Here is a 23,246-nt window from a genome sequence, read left to right on the forward strand (position 1 = left end):
AGAACATGGAACTCATTCAAATGGGAAAAGCGGCCAAAGAGGCTGCTTTTCATCTGGCAACAGCACCAACGGCGCAAAAGAATAAGGCACTGGCCATTATTGCTGATGAGCTGGAAGCAAATGCTGAGAGTATTCTGGCGGCTAACCAAAAGGATATTGAAAACGGCAGAGCGGCCGGGCTGACAGAAGCTTTATTGGATCGCCTGCTTTTAAACCCGCAGCGCCTGGCAGGTATTGCCGGTGACGTTCGTAACGTCATTGGCCTGAATGATCCTGTGGGCAGTGAAATAGACAGCAAAGTGCTGGAAAATGGCATGTCACTTAGCCGTCGCCGAGTCCCTCTTGGCGTGGTGGGTGTTATCTATGAAGCTCGTCCGAATGTCACCATCGATATTGCCGCACTGTGCCTGAAAACCGGCAACGCCAGCATCCTTCGTGGTGGTAAAGAGACTTTCCACTCCAATATGGAGTTGGTAAAAGTGATTCAGAATGCACTGGAAAAGGCGGAACTGCCGGCTGCATCGGTTCAGTATATTGAAAAACCAGATCGCGAGTTAGTATCACAACTGCTTAAGTTGGATGATTACGTAGATATGATCATTCCGCGTGGTGGTGCAGGCCTGCATAAAATGTGTAAAGAGAACAGCACCATTCCTGTCATTATCGGTGGCTTTGGTATCAGTCATATCTTTGTTGATGACAGCGCTGATCTTGAAAAATCCCTTGAAGTGGTTGAGAACGCCAAAGTTCAGCGTCCTTCAGCTTGTAATGCTTTGGATACACTACTGGTGCATCAGGCTGTTGCAGAGAAGTTCCTGCCTATGCTGGCTAATAAGCTGGCCGATAAGGTAGAACTGGTTGCTGAAGCCAAAGCAAAAGCGGTACTGGCTGGTTTCTCCGGCGTTCGTGATGCAGGGGAAGGGGACTTCGATACGGAATGGCTGAGCTTTACCCTTGGCGTTAAAGTAGTAGAAGACTTGGCTGAAGCCATTGATCATATGCGGGTACATAACGCCAGTCATTCCGATGCGATAATGACCAACAATCTTGAGAGTGCAGAGCGGTTTATTAACTCTGTCGGCTCTGCGGCGGTATATGTTAACGCATCTACCCGCTTTACCGATGGTGCGCAATTTGGCCTTGGCGCAGAGGTAGCTGTTTCTACCCAGAAACTGCATGCCCGTGGCCCAATGGGGCTGGAAGAGCTGACAAGCTATAAATGGGTTGGCAAGGCGAATTACCTGCCGCGACCTTAAAGGAAAATAGAGGGCTCTGTCACAGGAGCCCTTTTTGTTTCTCTCGCCAGTGTTTTTTAATTCCGTTACACTGTGCCGACTAATAAAAACAATAATCTACTCTGGTACAGAAGTGTACCAAGCAATAGTGCTATGGAGGTAATATGCATTGCCCGTTTTGTTCTGAGAATGATACAAAAGTGATCGATTCCCGTCTGGTGGCTGATGGCCATCAGGTACGCCGTCGCCGCCAATGTCTTGCCTGTAGTGAGAGGTTTACCACCTTTGAAACTGCAGAACTGGTTATGCCTAAGGTGATTAAATCCAACGGTAACCGTGAACCTTTCAATGAAGATAAAATGGTGGGTGGTATTCAGAGAGCGCTGGAGAAACGCCCGGTAAGTGCTGACTCTATCGAGTTGGCTATCAGCAATATCAAATCTAAGTTGAGAGCAACAGGTGAACGCGAAGTACCAAGTGCAATGATTGGTAATCTGGTGATGGAACAACTGAAGATTCTGGATAAGGTTGCTTATATTCGTTTTGCTTCTGTCTATCGCAGTTTTGAAGATATCCGTGAGTTTGGTGAAGAGATCGCCAAGCTGGAAGATTGATATGAGCAGCAAATTTTCTGCATTCGATATCGAAATGATGTCCAGAGCCCTGAAACTGGCCAAGAAAGGACGTTACACCACTGCACCCAACCCTATGGTGGGCTGTGTGATCACCAAAGATGAGCAGATTATTGGTGAAGGGTATCACTATCAGTCGGGTCAGCCCCATGCCGAAGTATTCGCCTTGCGTCAGGCACAAGAGAAAGCCGAAGGTGCCACCGCATACGTGACCCTTGAGCCATGCTCCCATTATGGCCGGACACCTCCCTGCGCTGAAGCTCTGGTCAAGGCCAAAGTGGCTAAGGTGATTTGCGCGATGCAGGATCCTAACCCGCAGGTAGCGGGCAGGGGCATTAAAATTCTTCGAGAGGCTGGTATAGAGGTTGAGGTTGGTTTGCTAGAGTCAGACTCTGAAGCCCTTAACCCTGCGTTTATCAAAACAATGAAAACCGGCAAGCCTTTCGTGCAGCTTAAACTGGCTGCCAGCCTTGACGGGCAGACCGCACTAAGTAATGGCCAGAGCCAGTGGATTACCTCAATTGAAGCGCGCAAAGATGTGCAGCGTTTCAGAGCCATGTCCGGAGCGATTCTCTCCAGCAGTAAAACCGTAACCGACGATAACGCTTCTCTGAATGTGCGCTGGGATGATCTGCCCGCTTCAGTGCAAATGGAGTATCCACAACAGAACCTTCGTCAGCCGTTACGGGTTATTCTTGATCGTCAACACCAACTTGATCCTTCATTAAAACTGTTTCGCTGTGACGGTAAAATCTTAACTGTCTCAGACACAGCTCCGGCTGATATTAAAGGCTCTGCAGACTCTGAAGGCAGATTAGAGTTGGCTCCACTTCTGGACACAATGTGTGGCGAACACAATATTAATCATATCTGGGTTGAGGCCGGGGCTACATTAGCGGCCGGTTTTATTAAGCAAAATCTGGTAGATGAACTTATTATTTATCTGGCACCTAAATTAATGGGCGCTGATGGCCGTAGCCTGATTAACCTGCTTGGTCTTGAGAGCATGGATCAGGTGATTGACCTGGAAATTAAAGATATGCGAATGGTCGGCAAAGATATCCGGCTAATCGCGGCAATAAAGAAAAACTGAGTATTATGTTTACAGGAATTATAGAAGCGACAGGTACCCTTGCTGCCATTACGCCCAAGGGAGAAGACATCTCTATTACCGTTAATAGCGGCAAGCTGGATATGTCCGATGTAAAATTGGGTGACAGTATTGCCACCAACGGTGTCTGCCTGACTGTGGTGCAGTTTAGCGAAAACAGCTATAGCGCAGATTTATCCCTTGAAACCCTTAAGTTAACCGGGTTTGACTCTGCCAATGTGGGCGACCCTGTAAACCTTGAGAAGGCGATGTTGCCGACAACCCGTTTTGGCGGCCATATTGTTTCTGGTCACGTTGACGGTGTGGGCGTTATTGCCGAGCGTCATCAGGTTGGCAGAGCGGTGGAATACTGGATCGATATGCCGGAAGAGATCTCCCGTTATGTCGCGTATAAAGGTTCTATTACCGTTGACGGAATCAGTCTGACGGTTAATGATTTACGCGAGAATGCGTTTAAGCTGACTATTGTGCCTCACACCTCAGAAGAGACAACCATAGATACTTTTCAGGTGGGTAAAAAAGTCAATCTGGAAGTGGATGTGTTAGCCCGTTATATGGAACGTTTACTACAAGGTAATAGTGGTAAAGAGGAGAAGCCTTCAAGGCTGACCATGGAGTTCCTGCAACAAAATGGATTTGCATAATAAATAATAAAAAAGGACAGAACAATGCCGATTAGTACGCCGCAAGAAATTATTGAAGATATTCGTTTAGGTAAGATGGTTATCCTGATGGATGATGAGGATCGCGAAAATGAAGGCGATATCATTATGGCCGCAGAACATATCACGCCGGAAGCGATCAACTTTATGGCCACTCACGGCCGCGGGCTTATCTGCCTGACTCTGACAAAAGAGCGTTGCATTAATCTTGGACTTGCACCTATGGTTCAGGACAATAACGCTCAGTACACCACTAACTTTACGGTTTCTATTGAAGCTGCAGAGGGTGTAACCACGGGGATTTCAGCAGCAGACAGGGCAGTAACGGTTCAGGCCGCAGTTGCAAAAGATGCCAAAGCGGCGGATCTGGTTCAACCGGGGCATATCTTCCCGCTGGCGGCTCAGGAAGGTGGTGTTTTGACCCGTGCCGGACATACTGAAGCCGGCTGTGATCTGGCCAGACTTGCCGGCCTTGAACCAGCTTCTGTGATTGTTGAGATTCTCAATGAAGACGGCACTATGGCACGCCGTCCGGATCTGGAAGTGTTCGCTGAAAAACACGATATTAAGTTGGGTACAATTGCTTCTCTGATCGAATACCGTAACAACACAGAAACCACTATTGAAAGAGTGGCAGAGTGTAAGCTTCCGACTGAGTTTGGTGATTTTGAACTGGTAACGTATCGCGACACTATTGATAACGAAGTTCACTATGCTCTTCGTAAGGGAACCATCTCTGCTGATCAAGCTTGTCTGGTTCGTGTGCACCTGCACGATATCTTTACCGATCTGCTGCGCTCCAACCGTAATGCTGACCGCAGCTGGACACTGGACACGGCTATGAAACGTATCGGAGAAGAGGGCGGGGTGCTGGTTATCCTTGGCCATGAAGAACCGACCGATTTGCTGATCCACCGTGTGAAAATGTTCGAACAGCAGGATAAAGGTGAAGTTCCTACTATGGCTAAGAAGCAGGGAACATCTCGTCGCGTCGGCATTGGATCCCAGATTCTGGCGGATTTAGGCGTCAGTAAAATGAAGCTGCTCTCCTCAGATGACAAGCGTTATCATGCTCTTGGCGGTTTTGGACTGGAAGTGGTTGAGTACGTCACCAAGTAGTCAGGTATTCAGAGAAAACCGTCAGAAAATTTATTTCACGCCGGAGTTGAGCAATAGGGCTGTTTTCCTAGATATTGCTCACAAATTTGTGCTAGAATCCGGCGATTCTCACTTTATGGATTAGTTGAAGGAAGGCTTATGAAAGTGATCGAGGGTGGATTCCCGGCTCCGAACGCAAAAATTGCTATCGTTATTTCCCGTTTCAATAGCTTTATTAATGAAAGTTTACTTTCTGGTGCTATCGACACTTTAAAGCGTCATGGACAGGTTAGTGAAGACAATATTACCGTTGTACGTTGTCCGGGTGCAGTAGAACTGCCTCTGACTGCTCAACGTGTAGCTAAAACTGGTAAGTTTGATGCGATTGTTTCACTGGGTTCTGTTATCCGTGGTGGTACTCCTCACTTTGACTATGTTTGTAGTGAATGTAATAAAGGTCTGGCACAAGTTTCTCTGGAATATAGCCTTCCAGTAGCATTTGGTGTGCTGACCGTTGATACTATTGATCAGGCCATTGAACGCGCAGGAACCAAGGCTGGTAATAAGGGTGCAGAGGCTGCACTAAGCGCGCTTGAAATGATCAACGTTCTTTCAGAAATCGATTCCTAATGGGGGCCAGTGTGAAACCAGCCGCACGTCGTAATGCACGTCAATTTGCTTTACAAGCAATCTATTCTTGGCAAGTGACTAAAGAAAATGTTGCCACACTTGAAGAGCACTTTTTATCAGGTGGTAAGTATGAAGAAGAAGAGCATCATGCTGATGAACCTTCACTTGCTGCACCGGAAACAGACGTAGCTTATTTTCGCGACCTGCTGAGCGGGGTTGTACTAAGTCACACTGAACTGGATAGTAAACTTCGTCCGTATCTTTCCCGTCCGATGCAGGATCTGGATATGATGGAGCTGGCTCTTCTGCGTTTAGCTATGTATGAAATGACACGCCGTGATGATGTGCCTTATAAGGTGGTTATCAATGAAGCGATTGAACTGGCTAAAGTGTTCGCAGCGGAAGACAGTCACAAATTTGTTAACGGGGTGCTGGATAAAGCCGCACCACATGTTCGCAAGAAATAGTTATCCGACTATAATACAGGGCCAGCAAATGCTGGCCCTATTTTTTATTGCCTAATTAATATTGCTAAACAGTAACTATGTCCGGTGAATTTAGTTTAATTGATAAATATTTTAATCATCGCCAAAGCCAGCGCAGAGATGTACATCTGGCCGTGGGCGATGATTGTGCCCTTGTGAAAGCGCCGGAAAACTCCCTGATAGCGATTACAACAGATACCTTGGTAGCGGGTACTCACTTCCTCGCAGATGCTGACCCGGCACTTGTTGCCCATAAGGCACTGGCTTCTAACCTGAGTGACCTCGCTGCTATGGGGGCAACGCCTGCATGGGCTTCCCTTGCCCTGACTCTGCCGGAGCAGAATGATGAGTGGTTGCGGGCTTTTAGTGACTCGTTTTTTAAGCTGGCAGACTATTTTAGTATTCAGCTGATAGGCGGTGACACCACCAAAGGCCCGTTAAGTATCACGCTGACGGTTCAGGGCTTTGTACCTGAAAACCGCGCGCTGTGCCGCAGCGGAGCGCAACTTGGCGACTGGATCTATGTCACTGGGGATCTTGGCCGCAGCAAAGCCGGACTGGATGTTATTCTCAATCCTGAAGAGAGAGACAAACCGGGGGCGGCTAAACTGGAACAGGAACACTATCTGGCGACACCAAGAATTCTGGCAGGTCAGGCACTGCTGAATATCGCCTCTTCCTGTATTGATATTTCAGACGGCTTAGTTTCTGATCTGCAACATATCCTGAGCAGTTCAGGAGTCGGAGCCCATATCGATGTGGATGCCCTGCCTCTGTCAGGCTCTCTGATTGATTTCTGTTCGTCGCTGGAACAGGCTCAGCAAATGGCATTGACCAGCGGAGAGGAGTACGAACTCTGCTTTACTGTACCGGATGCATTCCGCGGCAGTATTGAAAGCTCTCTGTCTCATATCGGCACCAAAGTTACCTGTATAGGCCAGATACGCCCTGAGGGCTATTTTCAGCTGTCAAAACAGGGGAAAAAGCTGGACTGGAAACTGGACGGCTACGATCACTTTAAGGTAAATCAATGAACCCTTTAGACAAACTCTCTTTATCAAATATCTGGCATCTGCTGGCAACCGGGTTTGGCAGCGGGCTATCACCGGTGATACCCGGCACCATGGGTACCCTTGCGGCGGTTCCTTTCTATCTGCTGCTGGTTCAGGCTCCGTTACCGGTATATCTGTTGCTGGTTGTGCTCTCCTGTTTTATTGGGGTGAAGATTTGTCAGGTAACTTCTGATGATATGGGCGTACATGATCACGGCTCTATTGTCTGGGATGAGTTTGCCGGGTTCTGGATTACCATGAGCATTGTGCCGCTGTTTAAGCTTCCCGTTACTGAGTGGAAATGGCTAATCGCCGGTTTTATCTTGTTCCGTTTTTTTGACATGGTAAAACCATGGCCTATCGGCTGGCTGGATAAGCGTGTTCATGGCGGGCTGGGTATTATGCTGGACGATATTGTTGCCGGTGTGATGTCTGCCATTGCCCTGTATCTGATTGGCCGCTATGCAGGCTGGCTGGCCTAAATTAATGATTTAGCAGGGCGATTACTTATATTATCGTCCTGATTTCCCTCCTTTTTCTGTCCTCTCCCTCTTAAACTCCCAAGTCTGATAGATTTCAGTGAAACTATTTGTCTATATTTAGAGGTTATCCCACCTCAAATTCATAGCTCTCAGTTATACTTTTTCTGATGAAATTATAATTCTATATACCTAACGTTGGACGGCAAAGTGATCCTATTGATATCAGGTTTAGCTTGTCGATAAGAGTGGAACCCAAGGATGAAAGTATTTACCCCGCAAGAGCTGGAAGATGATTTACTGTTCGACATCGTTGATGAATTGAACCTGCTGAGTGAAGAGACGGCTAACACTCTTATTATGCTGAGTCATGAGCCTGAAGATCGTAAGTTGCTTGATAAGGTATTTCGTTCTGTACACACCATTAAGGGTGATGTTGCGGTGGGGCAGATGTCTCCGCTGCTTCCCTTGTTGACTGCCACAGAAGATATCCTAGGAATGATGAGAGATGGTGTTATTCAATATGACAGCCTGATATCGGATTTATTGCTGACAGTCTTTGACCATGTGCAGGCATTTGTTGATGACTGTGTGCGAAAAGGTGCAGCAGAGTATGACGATGAGATGTTTGCTGCCGCGACAGATTATATCGCTCAGGTAAACCCTGATCAGACCGACGGATATCAAGCATTACTGTATAGGGCACTGGTTATTCTTGAGCCTTCGTTAGCAGAGCAGAACGATAAGGCGTACTTGCCTCATGAGATGGATGAGTTGCAGATCGACTGGGATAGCGAAGTTGAGCCGGATCTGGTGTTTTTTCACAACATAATGGAACCGGTGGAGCAGAGAGTTGATAACTGGCAGGGAAGGAGTGGCAGACAGCTTAAACTTGCCCTGTTGCTAAACAAATTTGCCGGTAACCGGGTGGACGAAAAGCAGCTTAGGGCTGCGGTCTATCTGCACGATGTGGGAATGTCTCTTCTTCCGCTGGCCCTGCTGAGAAAAAACGGCCAGTTTACTGACGCTGAAATAGCAAGGTTGCGTGGCCATGTACTGCGGGGTGTGGCCTTTTTATCAGAGATGCCTCACTGGGCTGAAGCGCGTCAGTATATCCATCAGCATCATGAAAGGTTTGACGGCACAGGGTACCCGCAAGGCTTGTCCGGAGATGAAATAACTGACGGTGCTAAGATCCTCGCCCTGATTGACGCATTCGAAGCCATGACTCATAACAGAGCACACGATGTTCACCTTAAAAGGCCTATGAAAAGAGCCATTCAGGAGATTAATTTAGCTGGCGGCAGTCAGTTTTGTCCTTTTTGGATAGAGGTGTTCAATAAAGTGATGGCGTCGATACTGTCACGTTAATAATTAGCGGGTACAAAAAAGGCTTCAAAACTGAAGCCTTATTCTTAAGTAAGCGCCTGCTATACAAGCTTACTTGTGAATATAGTCACGGATAGCTTTTTCTATCCCTTCTGCATCCAGTCCCAGCTCCTGGTGCATCTCCTGCTGAGAGCCCTGAGCAATAAACTGATCGGGCAGGCCGATATTGAGTACCGGTTTAATCAGCTTCTCTTTCATCATAAACTCAAGCACACCGGCACCGGCACCACCGGCAATGGCATTCTCTTCCACTGTAACTAAAACATCGTGGTTTTCTGCCAGTTCCCGGATAAGAGCCTCATCCAGAGGTTTAACAAAGCGCATATCAGCCACGGTAGCATCGAGCTTTTCTGCTGCTTGAAGGCTGCTTTCCAGCATGGTTCCGAAGCTCAGAATAGCGATTTTCTCATTTTGAGTTGAGTCTTGAGTCTGGCGGACAATGCGCCCTTTGCCGATTTCCAGAGCCGTCATCTCTTTTTCAATGGAGGCGCCAATGCTGGTACCGCGTGGGTAGCGTACCGCACTTGGCCCGTTATGTTTGTGGCCGGTATACAGCATCTGTCGACATTCGTTTTCGTCACTCGGTGCCATAATCACCATATTCGGAATACAGCGCAGGAAGCTAAGATCAAAAGCGCCCTGATGGGTCTGGCCATCAGCGCCGACAATACCTGCGCGGTCGATAGCAAACATCACCGGTAGGTCCATAATGGCGACATCATGAATCAGCTGGTCATAGCCTCGCTGCAGGAAGGTGGAGTAGATAGCCACAATGGGATTGTTTCCTGCAATGGCCATACCGGTAGCCAGAGTAACGGCGTGCTGTTCAGCGATAGCAACATCAAAATACTGCTCAGGGAACTGCTTCGAGAAACGAACCATACCTGAACCTTCACGCATCGCGGGGGTAATTGCCATCAGTTTTGGATCCTGAGCAGCCATATCGCACAGGAAGTCACCAAAGACCTGTGAGAATGAAGGCTTGCTGCCGTTGCTTTTTGGCAGGCTGCTCTCGGCAGGGTCGAAACGGGGAACGCCGTGGTAGCCGATAGGATCTTTCTCTGCCGGTTCATAACCTTTGCCTTTCTTGGTCATGATATGCAGGAACTGAGGGCCTTTCAGTTCCTTCATGTTTTTAAGTGTTTTAACCAGTTCGTTTACATCGTGTCCGTCTACCGGACCAATATAGTTAAAGCCAAGCTCTTCAAACATGGTTCCCGGAACCACCATGCCTTTCAGGTGCTCTTCCGTGCGGCGGACCAGCTCTTTAATTGGCGGAACACCAGACAGCACTTTTTTACCGCCTTCACGGATTGAGGTATATAAGCTGCCGGAAAGCACTTGTGCGAGGTGGTTATTCAGTGCACCGACGTTTTCTGAAATGGACATCTCATTATCGTTAAGAATAACCAGCATATTGTCCGGATGAACATCACCGGCATGGTTCATAGCCTCAAAGGCCATTCCGGCGGTAATGGCACCATCACCGATTACGCTGACCACTTTACGATCTTTGCCCTCTTTTTCGGCGCAAATAGCAAGACCAAGTGCCGCACTGATAGAAGTGGATGAGTGACCAACTGAAAGAACATCGTACTCGCTCTCTTCACGCCACGGGAAAGGGTGTAACCCCTCTTTCTGACGAATAGTTGGCAGTTGATCTCTGCGTCCGGTCAGAATTTTGTGCGGGTAAGCCTGATGACCAACATCCCAGATCAGTTTATCGAACGGGGTGTTGTAGACATAATGGAGGGCGACAGTAAGTTCCACTGTCCCCAGACCGGAAGCCAGATGGCCGCTGGACTGACTTACTGAGTTCAGAAGGTAGGTTCGCAGTTCGTCACACAGTTTAGGTAGTGTGTCTTTCGGCAGCAAACGCAGCTCTTCAGGGTTATCTGCCAGTGCTAATGTAGGATATTTTGCTATATCAAGAGTCATAGTATTCAGCGCTTATTGTGTTAGTTTTTGCGCTCGACGACGTATCGGGCGAACTCTTCGAGTAATTGAGTATTGTATGGGATTGCGTCCAGTGCTTGAAGGGCTTGTTGCAAAAGAGCTTGTGCTTTTTGCTGTGCACCTTCCAGTCCCAACAGTGAAGGATAGGTAGATTTGTTCAGATCTTGATCTGAACCTTGTGGTTTTCCAAGGGTTTCTGTATCGCTGATGATATCCAGAATGTCATCCTGAACCTGAAAAGCCAGCCCCAGTGCATCGGCATATTGGCCTAATTGCGGCAGGATAGCTTCTCCTTTTTCACCGGCGGCCAGTGCTCCCATTTGAATGGCGCACTTTATCAGGGCGGCGGTTTTGTTTTTATGGATGGTTTTCAGTTCATCCAGCGAAACCTTGCGGTTTTCCGCTTCCAGATCCAGAGCTTGTCCTAGACACATGCCGGCGGCACCAGATGCCTGCGCCAGTGTCTGAATCATTTTAATGCGGTTCTTTTCCCCTGCATCGGAAAGCTGACCCTCAGCGAGTACAGTAAAGGCAAGGGTTTGCAGGGCGTCACCGGTGAGAATAGCCGTTGCTTCATCAAACTCTATATGACAGGTCGGCTGCCCGCGACGAAGTTCGTCATCATCCATCGCCGGCAGGTCATCGTGAATTAGTGAGTAAGCGTGAATGCACTCAATGGCGCTGGCCGGAGTGTCCATTTCTTCAGGTTTACAGCCCAGCATCGCACCGGTGACATAAACCAGAAATGGTCTGGCTCTTTTGCCACCGAGCAGTAGTCCGTAGCGCATGGCCTGAATCAAGCTTTGCTGTTGATGCTCAAAGCGGCATAGCCATGCTTCAAGCTGGTCGTTATTTCTTTGTTGATACTGAGAAAGCGCTTTTTCCATGACTACTGATCTCTGAGCTGTTCACTCTGAAACGGTGTTAGTTCCGCTTCATCGTCTTTTTCCAGCAATATAGAGACGCGCTGTTCCGCCTGAGACAGTTTTGCCTGTCCTTCCCGCGCCAGCGCAATACCACGTTCGAAATTCTTTAACGCATCTTCAAGAGCCAGTTCGCCGTTTTCCATCTGTTCTACAATAGAATCAAGCTCTTCCAGCGTTGCTTCGAACGTCATATTTTCAGGTTTTTTTGTTGCCATGGCTATTCTACTTCTAGTGAGGTGCCCGAAAGTTACCTTAGTGAACGGTTTGGGTCAAACGTGAAAGGTTAACAGTCTTCTAAATTATAATCTCGTCGGGAGATCTTATTATCGCGCTATTATATACGGATTTTGCTTTGAGGGTATGTATGCAACAGCAATATGACTGATTCACGGTGTTTTTTACCAGTTAAACTATATGCTGGTGTCACAGTCAGAAAAGCATAACTTGGCAATTTTCGGGGCAGGGCTTATCCTGAGGAGGATATTTTCTCCGGGATCGGCTGCTTTGGGCCTTGTGAGTTAATGGCAGCAATGAGGGTAAAAAAGGCAAACTGTGATGTTTTTTCAAATAAATCATTAAATGATCACAGGTTCTTGCCGATATAGGACTATTCCCACACTAACTGCATTCAACGAGTTAGCATAAGAGGTGCTTAGTGGATTTAGCAACATTAGTAGGTTTAATTGGTGGCTTCGGCTTCGTTATCATGGCGATGATACTTGGTGGCAGCCTTGGCATGTTCTTCGATACCACCTCGGTTCTTATCGTAGTAGGTGGTTCTACCTGCGTAGCTTTGATGAAGTTTACCCTGGGGCAGTTCTTTAGTGCCTTTAAGATCGCCGGTAAAGCGTTTATGTTTAAAACCGATGATCCTGAAGATCTGATCGCAAAAATCGTAGAGATGGCTGATGCGGCACGTAAAGGTGGTTTTCTTGCTCTGGAAGAGATGGAAATCAGCAGCAGCTTTATGCAAAAAGGTATCGACCTGCTGGTGGACGGCCACGATGCCGAAGTTGTCCGGGCGGCGATGCAAAAAGATATTTCACTGACCGATGAACGACATGTTCAGGGGGGCGATGTTTTTCGTGCCTATGGTGATGTTGCTCCGGCCATGGGTATGATTGGTACACTTGTTGGTCTGGTTGCTATGCTTTCTAACATGGATGATCCGAAATCTATCGGACCTGCGATGGCGGTTGCCCTTTTAACAACCCTGTATGGTGCGATGCTGGCAAACATGGTGTTCTTCCCGATTGCAGATAAATTATCTCTTCGCCGTGAACAGGAAAAACTTAACCGTCGCCTGATTATGGATGGTGTACTCGCCATTCAGGATGGTCAGAACCCTCGTGTTATCGATAGTTATCTGAAGAACTATCTCAATGAGAAGAAACGTGTTCTTGATGTCGATAACGAGTAAGGAAGCAAGGTAATGGAAGAAGAAGATTGCAAATGTCCGCCCCCGGGGGCTCCGTTATGGATGGCGACATTCTCTGATCTTATGTCCCTTCTGATGTGCTTTTTCGTACTTCTGCTCTCGTTTTCTGAGATGGATGTACTGAAGTTCAAGCAGATTGCCGGCTCCATGAAATTTGCTTTTGGTGTGCAAAACCGTTTGGAAGTTAAAGACATCCCTAAAGGTACCAGCGTAATTGCCCAGGAGTTCAGACCGGGCAGACCTGAGCCGACGCCTATTGATGTGATCATGCAGCAGACCATCGATATCACTCAGCCGACACTGGATTTTCATGAGGGTGAAGAAGCCAAAGCGGGTGGTAAAAACCGTGAAGCGGGTGATAAAACCGGTGGCGAATCACCACAAACGTCAACCCGTATGAGTCAAACTACTCAGGCGCAATCTCAGGAAGAGCAGGAACAGGATTCTCAGGGTGAAGCTCAGGCAGAAGCCATGGCATCTGAGACAGACTCTCTGGAAGAAACCATTAAGAAAGCTCTTGAGCGCGAAATTGATCAAGGCGCACTGGAAGTAGAGAACCTTGGGCAGGAACTGGTTATCCGCATTCGTGAGCGGGGTGCCTTCCCGGCAGGGTCTGCTTTCCTGCAGCCTAAGTTCCGACCTCTGGTAAGGCAGATTGCTGATCTTGTTAAAGATATTCCGGGCATTGTGCGGGTTTCCGGCCATACGGATAACCAGAGACTGGATTCTGAGCTTTACCGTTCCAACTGGGATCTCTCTTCACAGCGGGCGGTTTCCGTAGCGCAGGAGATGGAGAAAGTGCGCGGTTTTAACCATAACAGGTTAAGGGTGCGTGGTATGGCAGATACCGAGCCGCTAAACAGTAACGCAACGCCTGCAGAGCGTTCTCGCAACCGCAGGGTTGAGATCAGTATTCTTCAGGGTAAACCTAAGTTTAGTGATGAAGTGAGTATTTCTCAGTAATAAATATGGCTAGGGTCAACAGACCCTAGTTTACCTGCTGATATAAACGACGGGGCCTGCCGCCGGTATTGTAGTTGAGTACCAGACGGATCAGGCCTTCTGATTCCAGAAATTCCAGATACCTTCTTGCCGTTATTCTGCTGACATTCATACGCTCACCGATATCGCTGGCAGAAAAGTCATTCAACTGTTCCCGTTTTAGTATTTCTGTTAGTGAAGCCAGCGTGGTGGCATCAATGCCTTTCGGCGTTGCCCTGGTTTTTTGCGGCGCTTTTCTTAACAGCCGGTCGATTTCACCCTGATCGACCGTGTCTGTCTCTGTTAGCTGACGGGTATACTCTTTATAGTCTGTTAATGCCTGCAATACCCGTGACATGCGGATGGGCTTAATCAGATAGTCAACCACACCTAATTGAACTGTCTGCTGAACGGTACTGGTTTCTCTCTCGGCGGTGGTCATAATAAAGTCGCACTCAGCATTCTGCTCGCGTAACTGACGCATTACGCTAATACCGCTGCCATCGGGCAAGGTGATATCGACAAAGATAAGTCTGGGCTTAAACAGCTGGTACTGCATCAATGCCTCAGCACAGTTTTCGCTGACGGCGACCACCTGAAAACCGGGATGCTGATTGATGGTCGATTCCAGCGTGTAGCTTGCCCTGACATCATCCTCAAGAATCATTACACTCAGTTTATCTGTCATTCTCAACCTCATCTTTGTTCAGGTAGATACTAAATAGGGTGGTCTGTTTCTCCGTCCGTTCCCAGTCGATACTGCCATGAAAGTAGTCTACTAATTGTTTTACCAGATAGAGACCGATACCGCTGTGTTCATCGTTATCTTTTGAACTGACACCAAACTCCAGAATATGGGCGGAGAGCTTCTCTTCGATCCCTGCGCCGCTGTCCTGCACTTCCAGAATGATATGGCTGCTTCTGTCACTGATATAGACGGAAATCTCCGGTTTTCTCTGTTGTCGGTTCTGCCATGAAGCCAGCAAAGCATTATCAACAATATTGCCGATAATGGTGATCAGCTTTTCAGAGGCGTTTTTGTGGTAGGCCGATAGGTGGCTGTCAGGATCGATACTGTATTTGACTCCCAGCTCGGATGCCTTATTGAACTTAGCCAGTAACAAGCTGGCGACAGCACTGTCGGTAACAGACATAACAATATTGCGCAGTACTGACTGATATTTATCTGTCTCCTGCTGAATATACTCGATACTCTCCCGGTATTTTCCTGTCTGTAACAGGCCGGAGATAACGTTGAGTTTATTGGAGTATTCATGAGTTTTACTACGCAGAATACCTGTGTAGTTTTTCAGATCATTGACTTCACGTTCCAGTTCATCGCGGTTTAAGTTGGCAAAGAAAACAATAACGTAACCCGTTAGTCCTTTAAATGTGTTGATAGGATAGATATGGGCGCGATATTTCAGTTTACCGATAGAGAAATCGCCCTGATGGAACATACCGTTTGATGTCAGAACCAGATGACTCAGAGGGATAGAGTAGTCCGACAGCTCATGTTTTATATAGTCATAGCGGTTTAATGTTCCCATGGAAAGCAGCTTAATGGCGCTGTTGTTGATGGTGGTGATGGCCATATTGCTGTCTATGGCGATAATGGCGTCGCGTATGCTGTCAAATACCATCTCGTGTTCGCGGAACTTATTAACGATAAATTCCGGCTCGAAGTCGAGAAAGGTTTTTCTGATTTTAAAAACAAAGGCAACAATGGCCGCCATACCCAGCAGGTAAACACTGCCGACTATCAGGCCGATATCGCTAAACTCTTTCAGCAGAATGCTGGAGGTTTTTACCGATAAGTAGCCGATGCAGATCGCCCCTATGACTTCACCATTTAACAGGATGGGAGAGAAGTTTCTGATGGCTTCACCAAGGGAGCCAGAAGCAACACTACTGTATTCGAGCCCTTGTTCCAGTGCCGGAAAGATATCATCACCGATAAAGTGCTTGCCAAGTTTATCGGGAGTCGGGTGACTAAGGCGCATGGCATTCTTATCAACAACAACGATATAAGAAGCATCAGTGCTGCTGCGGATCCCTTCTATGTAATCCTGAAGTGCATAAGGCTGGCCGTTGTTTTTTGCCTCTACCGCATTAATGATAACAGGGTTGTGAGCCAAAACTCTGGCAAGCTCCAGTCCCCGAGCCTGAAAGCTCTCCTGATGGGAGGTTTTCAGCAGAAACAGAATCGCCGATGTGACAACAATTACGATAAATGAAGAAGTCGCAATAGTTGTGATGGCCAGATAGCTTTTGAGCTTCATAGGTTGACCTGTTATTAACAAAAACCGTATTATTTGAATGAGTATATCGGCCGCAGTACGATAGGTTCTATGTGCCAAGTCAGAAATTGAAGCGATGATTTCTGACAAAAGTGGTTACAAAAGTTACAAAACCAATAATTAGTTACGATAGTCCCGCCCTCCGATTTCGCTTTTTTGAGAATTGTTATAGTGAGTCCAATATCAATATCCCTACAAATCATACTGTTTTTATTTTGCCCGCACAGGGTAACGCCTTATTAGGCTCTTTAGTGCCTGCATGATTCGGGAGTATACGAATTACTCTAAAATAAGGAAAAATTATGTTTTATATCCATTTAATGCTGCTGCTCGCAGTGATATTTGTCGGTATCCGGCATGGCGGAATCGCCTTTGGCCTGTTGGGGGGCTTAGGGGTTTCAGTTCTGGCATTTGTATTTGGTGTTGCACCGGGGACACCGCCAATCAGTGTTATGTTGATCATCCTTGCGGTAGTGGCAGCATCAGCGACGCTGGAAGCGACCGGCGGCCTTAAACTGCTGGTAAAATATGCAGAAAAACTGCTGCGTAAACACCCTAATCAGGTGGTTTTCCTTGGTCCTCTTTGCACCTATTCCCTTACTGTTCTGGTCGGCACTGGTCACTCTGTTTATCCTCTTTTGCCTGTAATCTATGATGTTGCCTATAAAAAAGGTATTCGCCCTGAGCGTCCTATGGCGATGGCAACGGTTGCCTCTCAGATGGGTATTACAGCAAGCCCGATTGCTGCAGCGGCAGCCGTTGTCATGGCGACAGCCGTTGACAACAATCTGGATATCGGCCTGATCGACGTTCTTAAAGTGACCATTCCTGCAACATTGGCTGGTGTGCTGGTTGCTTGTACATGGAGCCTTAAGCGCGGTAAAGATCTGGATAAAGATGCTGAATTTAAAGCGCGTTGTGAAGACGAAGAGTTTCGTAATGAACTGATAGATACAGAAGCAGAAACGAAAGAGGGTTCAACAGAAGATAAGAAAGCGAAAACCGGCCTGACCATTTTTGTTCTGGGTATTGCGACGGTTATCTTTGTTGCCATGTTTGGTAAGAGCCTGAACCTGCTTCCGGCTGGCGTGAAGATGTCTGTGGCGATTCAGTTCCTGATGCTTTCTGTTGGTGCGATTATTTTGCTGGTGACTAAAGCTCAGCCTAAGAAGATCGTGACCAGTCATGTATTTACTGCCGGTATGACGGCGGTGATCATCATCTTTGGTATCGCCTGGATGAGTAATACTATTATCAGCTTCCACAAGCCTTATCTGGTCTCTATGGTCAGTGATGTGGTGAGTATCCATCCGTGGAGTTTTGCTATCGCCATGTTTGTCGCTTCAGTGTTCCTGAAGAGTCAGGCCGCGGTATTAACCATTATGTTACCTCTTGGCTTCTCACTGGGCATTCCTGCTCCGGTTCTGATTGGTGTACTGCCGGCGTGTTATGCCTACTTCTTCTTCCCGTTCTACCCTAGTGATCTGGCTGCCATCAGCTTTGACCGCTCAGGAACAACCAGAATCGGTAAATATGTACTGAATCACAGCTTCCTTCTGCCGGGCTTTATCGGCGTTGGTGTAGCAACAACAGTAGGTTACTTCCTTTCTATGGCGGTAAACTAACTCTGCCTGAGCCTGTAGCCATAGTGTTACAGGCTCTCCCCTCTGTTTAATACTCTTCCTTTAGCTAAAAATGGTGTATAATCCCGCGCCTTAGTTTTCTGGTGTATCGCACCGGAAAGTTGATCTCTTTGCCTTAAGACTAGCGAAATCAGATATGAAATTTATTGTTAAGCCCCATCCGGAGATTTTTGTTAAAAGTGAATCTGTGCGTAAGCGCTTCACTCGTATACTGGAGTGTAATCTGAGGATTATTATCCAGCGCAGAACGGAATCTGTGGCGGTATTCAATCGTCGTGACCATATTGAAGTATCAGCCAATAGTGATGAGTATTACCAACAAGTTTTAACCATTCTGACTCACACACCCGGTATTCATCATGTTCTGGAAGTGCAGCAGTCTGACTTTAAAGATATGCATGATATCTATGAGCAGGTGCTGGCGCTTAGTGGCAAGAAAATCGAAAATAAAACTTTTGTGGTTCGTGTTAAGCGTCGCGGTAAGCATGATTTTACCTCTATTGAGTTGGAGCGTTATGTCGGTGGCGGTCTGAATCAGTCTGTTGAAAGTGCCCGCGTTAAGCTGAACAAGCCGGATGTGACAGTAAATATCGAGATAGCCAATGATAAGCTCAATCAGGTTATTGCCCGCCATAAAGGTCTGGGTGGCTTCCCTCTGGGTACTCAGGAAGATGTACTTAGCCTGATTTCCGGTGGTTTTGATTCCGGTGTTTCCAGTTACCTGCATATTAAACGTGGCTCAAAAACCCATTACTGTTTCTTTAATCTTGGCGGTCCTGCCCATGAGATTGGCGTTAAGCAGGTCTCTCACTATTTGTGGAATAAATACGGCTCTTCAGCCAAGGTGAAGTTTATCTCGGTAGACTTTGAACCAGTTGTGGCTGAGATTCTGGAAAAAGTGGATGACGGTCAGATGGGCGTTGTGCTGAAGCGTATGTTTATGCGTGCAGGCGGAATGCTGGCAGAGAAGTTTGGTATTCAGGCACTGGTCACCGGTGAAGCACTGGGGCAGGTATCCAGCCAGACTCTGACTAACCTGCGTCATATTGACGGTGTGACGGATACCTTGATTCTTCGTCCCCTGATCAACTGGGATAAAGAAGATATTATCGATCTGTCCCGTATTATCGGTACGGAAGATTTTGCCAAGGTAATGCCGGAGTATTGCGGTGTTATCTCAAGAAAACCAACGGTGAAAGCGGTTAAAGAGAAGCTGGAGAAAGAAGAAGATAACTTCGATTTCTCTGTGCTTGAGCAGGCGGTTTACAATGCCCGCGTAATGGATATCCGTGATATCGAAAAACAGGCGCAGGAGGAAGCGCCTGAAGTTGAGCTGGTTAAGGCCGTTGAAGAACATGCCGTGGTACTGGATATCCGTAGCCCGGATGAAGAGGATGAAAACCCTCTTGAGCTGGATGGGGTAGATGTGAAGCATCTTCCTTTCTATAAGCTGGCGACTAAGTTTGGCGATCTGGATCAGACTAAGCAGTACCTGCTTTACTGTGATCGTGGCGTAATGAGCCGCTTGCAGGCGCTTTATCTGAAAGAGCAGGGCTTTAACAACGTAAAAGTGTATCGTCCTTAACAGAAGCAATGAGATTGATAAAACAGCTGGCTTAGGTCAGCTGTTTTTTTATGCCTGCAAGTCAGAATCTCAAAAAACGACAGGCAAAAAAAAGCACCGCTATAAGCGGTGCAAAATAATTTTTTGACAGACAGGTCAAATTTATACAGGAAGTATGTATCTGGTCTCAACAGGTGGTACGAGATACAGGTGGTAGAATTCTACCTTAACTCGAATTCGAGTTTTGCAAACACAACATCGCAACATCAATCCAATTGATTCATAGAATCAAGCCGTTCAGGAGTGAGCTGCGAGGCAAAATATAGAATTTCTCTGGCTGTCAGGCAATCGACATTTTATAATGTTTCGGATAAAAAAAACTAATGTGTTAATCAGAGGTTATAAATGTCCAGAAGGTTACCCCCGTTAAACTCATTAAAAGTCTTTGAAGCTGCAGCCCGGCACTTAAGTTTTACCCGTGCTGCAGAGGAGCTTTTTGTGACACAGGCTGCGGTTAGTCATCAGATAAAAGCATTAGAAGAATTTTTGAATATAAAGCTTTTTCGCCGCCGCAACCGCTCTCTGCTCCTGACTGAGGAGGGACAGAGCTATTTTTTAGATATCAAGGATATCTTCAGCTCCATTGCCGAAGCTACGGACAAGGTGTTAGAACGTCATGAGAAGGGCGCATTAACCATCAGCCTACCGCCCAGCTTTGCTATTCAGTGGTTGGTACCGCGCTTAGCTGACTTTAATCAACAAGAGCCCGATATTGATGTTCGCATAAAGGCCGTTGATCTGGATGAAGGCTCACTGACCGATGATGTTGATGTTGCCATCTACTACGGCAGAGGAAGCTGGCCCGGTCTGAGAGCCGATAAACTTTATCAGGAATACTTGGTTCCTCTCTGTTCCCCGAAACTGCTGGTGGGTAAAAAGCCGCTGATGGGGCTGGATGATCTGAAAGATCATACCTTGCTACATGATACTTCCCGTAAAGAGTGGAAACAGTTTGTAAAGCAAAACCATATCGAAGGGGTTAACGTAAACCACGGGCCTATTTTCAGCCACTCAACCATGGTGCTTCAGGCTGCTGTTCACGGTCAGGGGGTTGCTCTGGGCAATAACGTACTGGCGCAACCAGAGCTGGATGCAGGTCGGTTAGTTTCTCCTTTTAACGAAGTTCTGGTGAGCAAAAATGCCTTCTACGTGGTTTGTCACGATAAACAGGCAGATTCCGGCCGTATCGCTACTTTCCGCGACTGGATGCTGGCTAAGGCTGCCAGTGAACAGGAGGTATTGATTGATGAATAGTGCGGTTTCTCTCCGGTTGCTGTTTGCCGGGCTGTCGGGGATGTCTGCGGTCGGATTAGGGGCGTTTGCTGCCCATGGACTGAAATCAAGGCTGTCTGAATATCTGCTTTCGGTTTTTGAAACCGGAGTGCTGTATCAGTTCTTGCATACCTTGGCCATTATTGCCTGTGTAGTGCTGATTCAGCTAAATAGTGATGAAAAGATGCAAAAATCGCTGCTTAGAGCGTCGAATTGCTTTATCATCGGCATCCTTTGTTTCAGCGGCAGCCTTTATGGGCTGGCTCTGACTGGAATAAAATGGTTTGGTCCGGTAACGCCGTTTGGCGGACTGATGTTTATGTTAGGCTGGGGCTTTATAACTTACTCAGCTATTCAGCGATTTAAGGTGACTCAATGAAACAGGTTATGCTTTATTGCCGCTCAGGATTTGAAAAAGAGTGTGCCGGTGAAATTCAGGATAAAGCGAACCAACTGGAAGTGTTTGGCTTTCCACGCGTTAAAAACAATACGGGCTACGTGTTGTTTGAATGTTATCAGGACGGAGATGCCGACAGGCTGATTAAGAATATTGACTTTCAGTCACTGATTTTTGCCAGACAGATGTTTGCCATTTCTGCTGAGTTTACTGATCTGCCTAAAGAGGATCGTATTTCACCTATTCTGGCTGAGCTAGGTGACATTGACGGTTTCCCTATGTGTGGTGATTTACGTATTGAGACTCCGGATACCAATGAAGCCAAAGAGCTGCTTAAGTTCTGCCGTAAGTTTACCGTGCCGCTGCGTCAGGCAATGAGAGGCAAAGGATTACTGTTTAAAAAAGATAACCCGAAAAAGCCGGTGCTGCATGTCTGCTTTATTGAGCCGGGGCACTGCTTTATTGGTCACTCATACCCGTCTAATAACTCACCTTTCTTTATGGGCATTCCGCGCCTTAAGTTTCCCGCTGATGCGCCAAGCCGCTCAACCCTGAAACTGGAAGAGGCATTTCACGTGTTTATTCCCAAAGAAGAGTGGGATACCAGACTGGCTTCAGGAATGTGGGGGGTAGATCTTGGCGCCTGTCCGGGTGGCTGGACCTATCAGTTGGTTAAACGCTCTATGTTTGTTCACGCCATTGATAACGGCATGATGGCGGACAGCCTGATGGAAACGGGTCAGGTTAAGCACCATATGGTGGATGGTTTTAAGTTTGAACCGGCAAGAAAGAACGTTACCTGGCTGGTTTGCGATATGGTGGAGAAGCCATCCCGCGTTGCACAGCTAATGGGAGAGTGGATCTACCGTGGCTGGGCTAAAGAAGCCATCTTCAACCTTAAGCTGCCGATGAAAGGGCGCTATGACGAGGTTCTTGAAGATATTGAAACCCTTAAGCTGTTTTTGTCTGAAAATGGGGTGAAGTACAGATTGCAGGCCAAACATCTCTACCACGACAGGGAAGAGATAACGGTGCATATACAGTGCCTGTCTAATATCTCACCACGTTAAGAGCGGTGACCTGAATCGCAGGCAAAGTCTTATCAATCTTATTATGAGAGTCCTTCCGGGCTCTCATTTGCTTTCTGGTAACGCAGATCCTGCAGGTTGAATCCGAGTTCCAGATCGGTTTTTAGTGTGGCGACTTTTTTGCACACTCTTGCCAGCTCAATATGCTCAGCAAATTTCTTGCGGTATTTTTCCGGCAGTTCATCTGAACTGTTGGCTGCCTCAATATCGCTAAACTGAATCAGAATCTCTTTGGCCGCTTTTGGCCCGATACCGGGAATACCTGACACCTGACTGGAGCTGACTCCGGTTAACCCCCAGTAATCAGCAAGTTGATCAGGTTGTACACCAAACTCCTGACTGACGAAATCTGAATCCAGCCAGCGATGCTGGAAATAGTCGCGGATTTGCAGGGTAGGAGCCAGTAACTGACAGTAACCTTTATCAGTAGAAATAATGGTTACCTTCTCACCGTGTTGAGCCACTTTAACCGCAAGGGTGGCCACCAGATCATCGGCTTCATCGCCTTCCGATAACAGTGAGTCGATACCAAGCTGCCACCAGGCTTCCTGAATATCGTCCAGACCGTTTTTTAGCGGTTCCGGCATAGGTTTACGGTTCTCTTTATAGCTTGGCAGTATCTCTGCGCGCCAGCCCCTTTCCTGCAGGTGGTGATCAAATACCGCGATAATATGAGTGGGGTTTGCTTCCGACAAGATGCGGTGGAGTGTTCTTTTGGTGGTCTCTATTGTCCTGTTGATATCGGTAGGATCCGGCTGAGCTGAGTGTACTCTGCGGATAAGGTTGAGCGCATCGATGATCACAAGATGAATAGACATAAAATTCCGCAATAACAAGGGGCTGAAACA

23 protein-coding genes are annotated in these 23,246 nt (G+C 47.2%); 17 read left to right on the plus strand and 6 right to left on the minus strand.

Annotated features, from left to right (window positions below):
- The first annotated feature begins 5 nt into the window (after positions 1–5).
- From PK654_RS03575 to PK654_RS03620, 10 genes are all read left to right on the plus strand, one after another.
- Entirely contained in the window at positions 6–1,256 is a 1,251-nt protein-coding gene (locus tag PK654_RS03575; protein ID WP_271697703.1) for a glutamate-5-semialdehyde dehydrogenase, read from the plus strand.
- 143 nt (positions 1,257–1,399) lie between these two features.
- Positions 1,400–1,849 (plus strand): transcriptional regulator NrdR, encoded by a 450-nt coding sequence (gene nrdR / locus PK654_RS03580; protein ID WP_271697704.1) that lies wholly within the window; start codon positions 1,400–1,402, stop codon positions 1,847–1,849.
- A gap of 1 nt (position 1,850) precedes the next feature.
- Positions 1,851–2,960 carry a bifunctional diaminohydroxyphosphoribosylaminopyrimidine deaminase/5-amino-6-(5-phosphoribosylamino)uracil reductase RibD gene (gene ribD, locus PK654_RS03585; protein WP_271697705.1) on the plus strand — a complete coding sequence of 370 codons (1,110 nt, stop codon included), beginning with the start codon at positions 1,851–1,853 and terminating at the stop codon, positions 2,958–2,960.
- Between the two features lie 5 nt (positions 2,961–2,965).
- The gene (locus PK654_RS03590) at positions 2,966–3,622 is read left to right on the plus strand and encodes a riboflavin synthase (protein WP_271697706.1); all 657 of its coding nucleotides are present in this window, start codon (positions 2,966–2,968) and stop codon (positions 3,620–3,622) included.
- 24 nt (positions 3,623–3,646) lie between these two features.
- Entirely contained in the window at positions 3,647–4,759 is a 1,113-nt protein-coding gene (gene ribBA, locus PK654_RS03595) for a bifunctional 3,4-dihydroxy-2-butanone-4-phosphate synthase/GTP cyclohydrolase II (RefSeq protein WP_271697707.1), read from the plus strand.
- Positions 4,760–4,897: 138 nt separating this feature from the next.
- Positions 4,898–5,368, plus strand: a complete 471-nt coding sequence (ribH, locus tag PK654_RS03600; RefSeq protein WP_271697708.1) for a 6,7-dimethyl-8-ribityllumazine synthase — start codon at positions 4,898–4,900, stop codon at positions 5,366–5,368.
- The gene (nusB, locus tag PK654_RS03605) at positions 5,368–5,835 is read left to right on the plus strand and encodes a transcription antitermination factor NusB (protein WP_271697709.1); all 468 of its coding nucleotides are present in this window, start codon (positions 5,368–5,370) and stop codon (positions 5,833–5,835) included. The genes ribH and nusB overlap by 1 nt, the downstream gene beginning before the upstream one ends.
- A gap of 77 nt (positions 5,836–5,912) precedes the next feature.
- Positions 5,913–6,887, plus strand: coding sequence for a thiamine-phosphate kinase (gene thiL, locus PK654_RS03610; protein WP_271697710.1), 975 nt, complete (start codon positions 5,913–5,915; stop codon positions 6,885–6,887).
- Positions 6,884–7,387: a phosphatidylglycerophosphatase A gene (gene pgpA / locus PK654_RS03615; protein WP_271697712.1), complete on the plus strand. Its 504-nt coding sequence runs from the start codon at positions 6,884–6,886 to the stop codon at positions 7,385–7,387. The genes thiL and pgpA overlap by 4 nt, the downstream gene beginning before the upstream one ends.
- Positions 7,388–7,645: 258 nt before the next feature.
- A complete protein-coding gene (locus PK654_RS03620; RefSeq protein ID WP_271697713.1) occupies positions 7,646–8,755 on the plus strand; it encodes an HD domain-containing phosphohydrolase in 1,110 nt (369 codons plus the stop codon).
- A gap of 69 nt (positions 8,756–8,824) precedes the next feature.
- On the opposite strand, the gene dxs is transcribed toward PK654_RS03620, so the two are convergent.
- From dxs to xseB, 3 genes are read right to left on the minus strand one after another with little or no spacing between them, the layout of a single operon-like run.
- Complete coding sequence (gene dxs / locus PK654_RS03625; RefSeq protein ID WP_271697714.1) at positions 8,825–10,711, minus strand: 1-deoxy-D-xylulose-5-phosphate synthase; 1,887 nt, start codon at positions 10,709–10,711, stop codon at positions 8,825–8,827.
- Positions 10,712–10,731: 20 nt separating this feature from the next.
- On the minus strand, positions 10,732–11,616 hold the full coding sequence (ispA, locus tag PK654_RS03630) for a (2E,6E)-farnesyl diphosphate synthase (protein WP_271697715.1): 885 nt from the start codon (positions 11,614–11,616) through the stop codon (positions 10,732–10,734).
- Between the two features lie 2 nt (positions 11,617–11,618).
- Complete coding sequence (gene xseB, locus PK654_RS03635) at positions 11,619–11,870, minus strand: exodeoxyribonuclease VII small subunit (protein WP_271697716.1); 252 nt, start codon at positions 11,868–11,870, stop codon at positions 11,619–11,621.
- A gap of 440 nt (positions 11,871–12,310) precedes the next feature.
- Here xseB and pomA point away from each other — a divergent pair, with 440 nt between their 5' ends.
- A complete protein-coding gene (gene pomA / locus PK654_RS03640) occupies positions 12,311–13,075 on the plus strand; it encodes a flagellar motor protein PomA (RefSeq protein WP_271697717.1) in 765 nt (254 codons plus the stop codon).
- 12 nt (positions 13,076–13,087) lie between these two features.
- Positions 13,088–14,056 (plus strand): flagellar motor protein MotB, encoded by a 969-nt coding sequence (locus tag PK654_RS03645; protein WP_271697718.1) that lies wholly within the window; start codon positions 13,088–13,090, stop codon positions 14,054–14,056.
- 25 nt (positions 14,057–14,081) lie between these two features.
- Here PK654_RS03645 and PK654_RS03650 read toward each other — a convergent pair whose 3' ends face one another.
- Together PK654_RS03650 and PK654_RS03655 are read right to left on the minus strand one after the other, a co-directional pair.
- The gene (locus PK654_RS03650) at positions 14,082–14,762 is read right to left on the minus strand and encodes a response regulator (RefSeq protein WP_271697720.1); all 681 of its coding nucleotides are present in this window, start codon (positions 14,760–14,762) and stop codon (positions 14,082–14,084) included.
- Complete coding sequence (locus PK654_RS03655; protein WP_271697721.1) at positions 14,752–16,356, minus strand: ATP-binding protein; 1,605 nt, start codon at positions 16,354–16,356, stop codon at positions 14,752–14,754. Before PK654_RS03655 ends, PK654_RS03650 begins: the two co-directional genes overlap by 11 nt.
- A 320-nt stretch (positions 16,357–16,676) precedes the next feature.
- Here PK654_RS03655 and PK654_RS03660 point away from each other — a divergent pair, with 320 nt between their 5' ends.
- The 5 genes from PK654_RS03660 (at position 16,677) to rlmM (ending at position 22,380) form a co-directional block, all read left to right on the plus strand.
- Complete coding sequence (locus tag PK654_RS03660; RefSeq protein WP_271697722.1) at positions 16,677–17,999, plus strand: anaerobic C4-dicarboxylate transporter; 1,323 nt, start codon at positions 16,677–16,679, stop codon at positions 17,997–17,999.
- A gap of 154 nt (positions 18,000–18,153) precedes the next feature.
- The gene (thiI, locus tag PK654_RS03665; RefSeq protein WP_271697724.1) at positions 18,154–19,602 is read left to right on the plus strand and encodes a tRNA uracil 4-sulfurtransferase ThiI; all 1,449 of its coding nucleotides are present in this window, start codon (positions 18,154–18,156) and stop codon (positions 19,600–19,602) included.
- A gap of 384 nt (positions 19,603–19,986) precedes the next feature.
- Positions 19,987–20,895 carry a transcriptional regulator GcvA gene (locus tag PK654_RS03670; RefSeq protein WP_271697726.1) on the plus strand — a complete coding sequence of 303 codons (909 nt, stop codon included), beginning with the start codon at positions 19,987–19,989 and terminating at the stop codon, positions 20,893–20,895.
- On the plus strand, positions 20,888–21,292 hold the full coding sequence (locus PK654_RS03675; protein ID WP_271697727.1) for a DUF423 domain-containing protein: 405 nt from the start codon (positions 20,888–20,890) through the stop codon (positions 21,290–21,292). The genes PK654_RS03670 and PK654_RS03675 overlap by 8 nt, the downstream gene beginning before the upstream one ends.
- Entirely contained in the window at positions 21,289–22,380 is a 1,092-nt protein-coding gene (rlmM, locus tag PK654_RS03680; RefSeq protein WP_271697728.1) for a 23S rRNA (cytidine(2498)-2'-O)-methyltransferase RlmM, read from the plus strand. The genes PK654_RS03675 and rlmM overlap by 4 nt, the downstream gene beginning before the upstream one ends.
- 41 nt (positions 22,381–22,421) lie before the next feature.
- Here rlmM and xni read toward each other — a convergent pair whose 3' ends face one another.
- Entirely contained in the window at positions 22,422–23,216 is a 795-nt protein-coding gene (xni, locus tag PK654_RS03685) for a flap endonuclease Xni (protein ID WP_271697729.1), read from the minus strand.
- Between the last annotated feature and the right edge of the window lie 30 nt (positions 23,217–23,246).

This window comes from Vibrio sp. SCSIO 43137 (genome assembly GCF_028201475.1).
GTDB lineage: Bacteria > Pseudomonadota > Gammaproteobacteria > Enterobacterales > Vibrionaceae > Vibrio.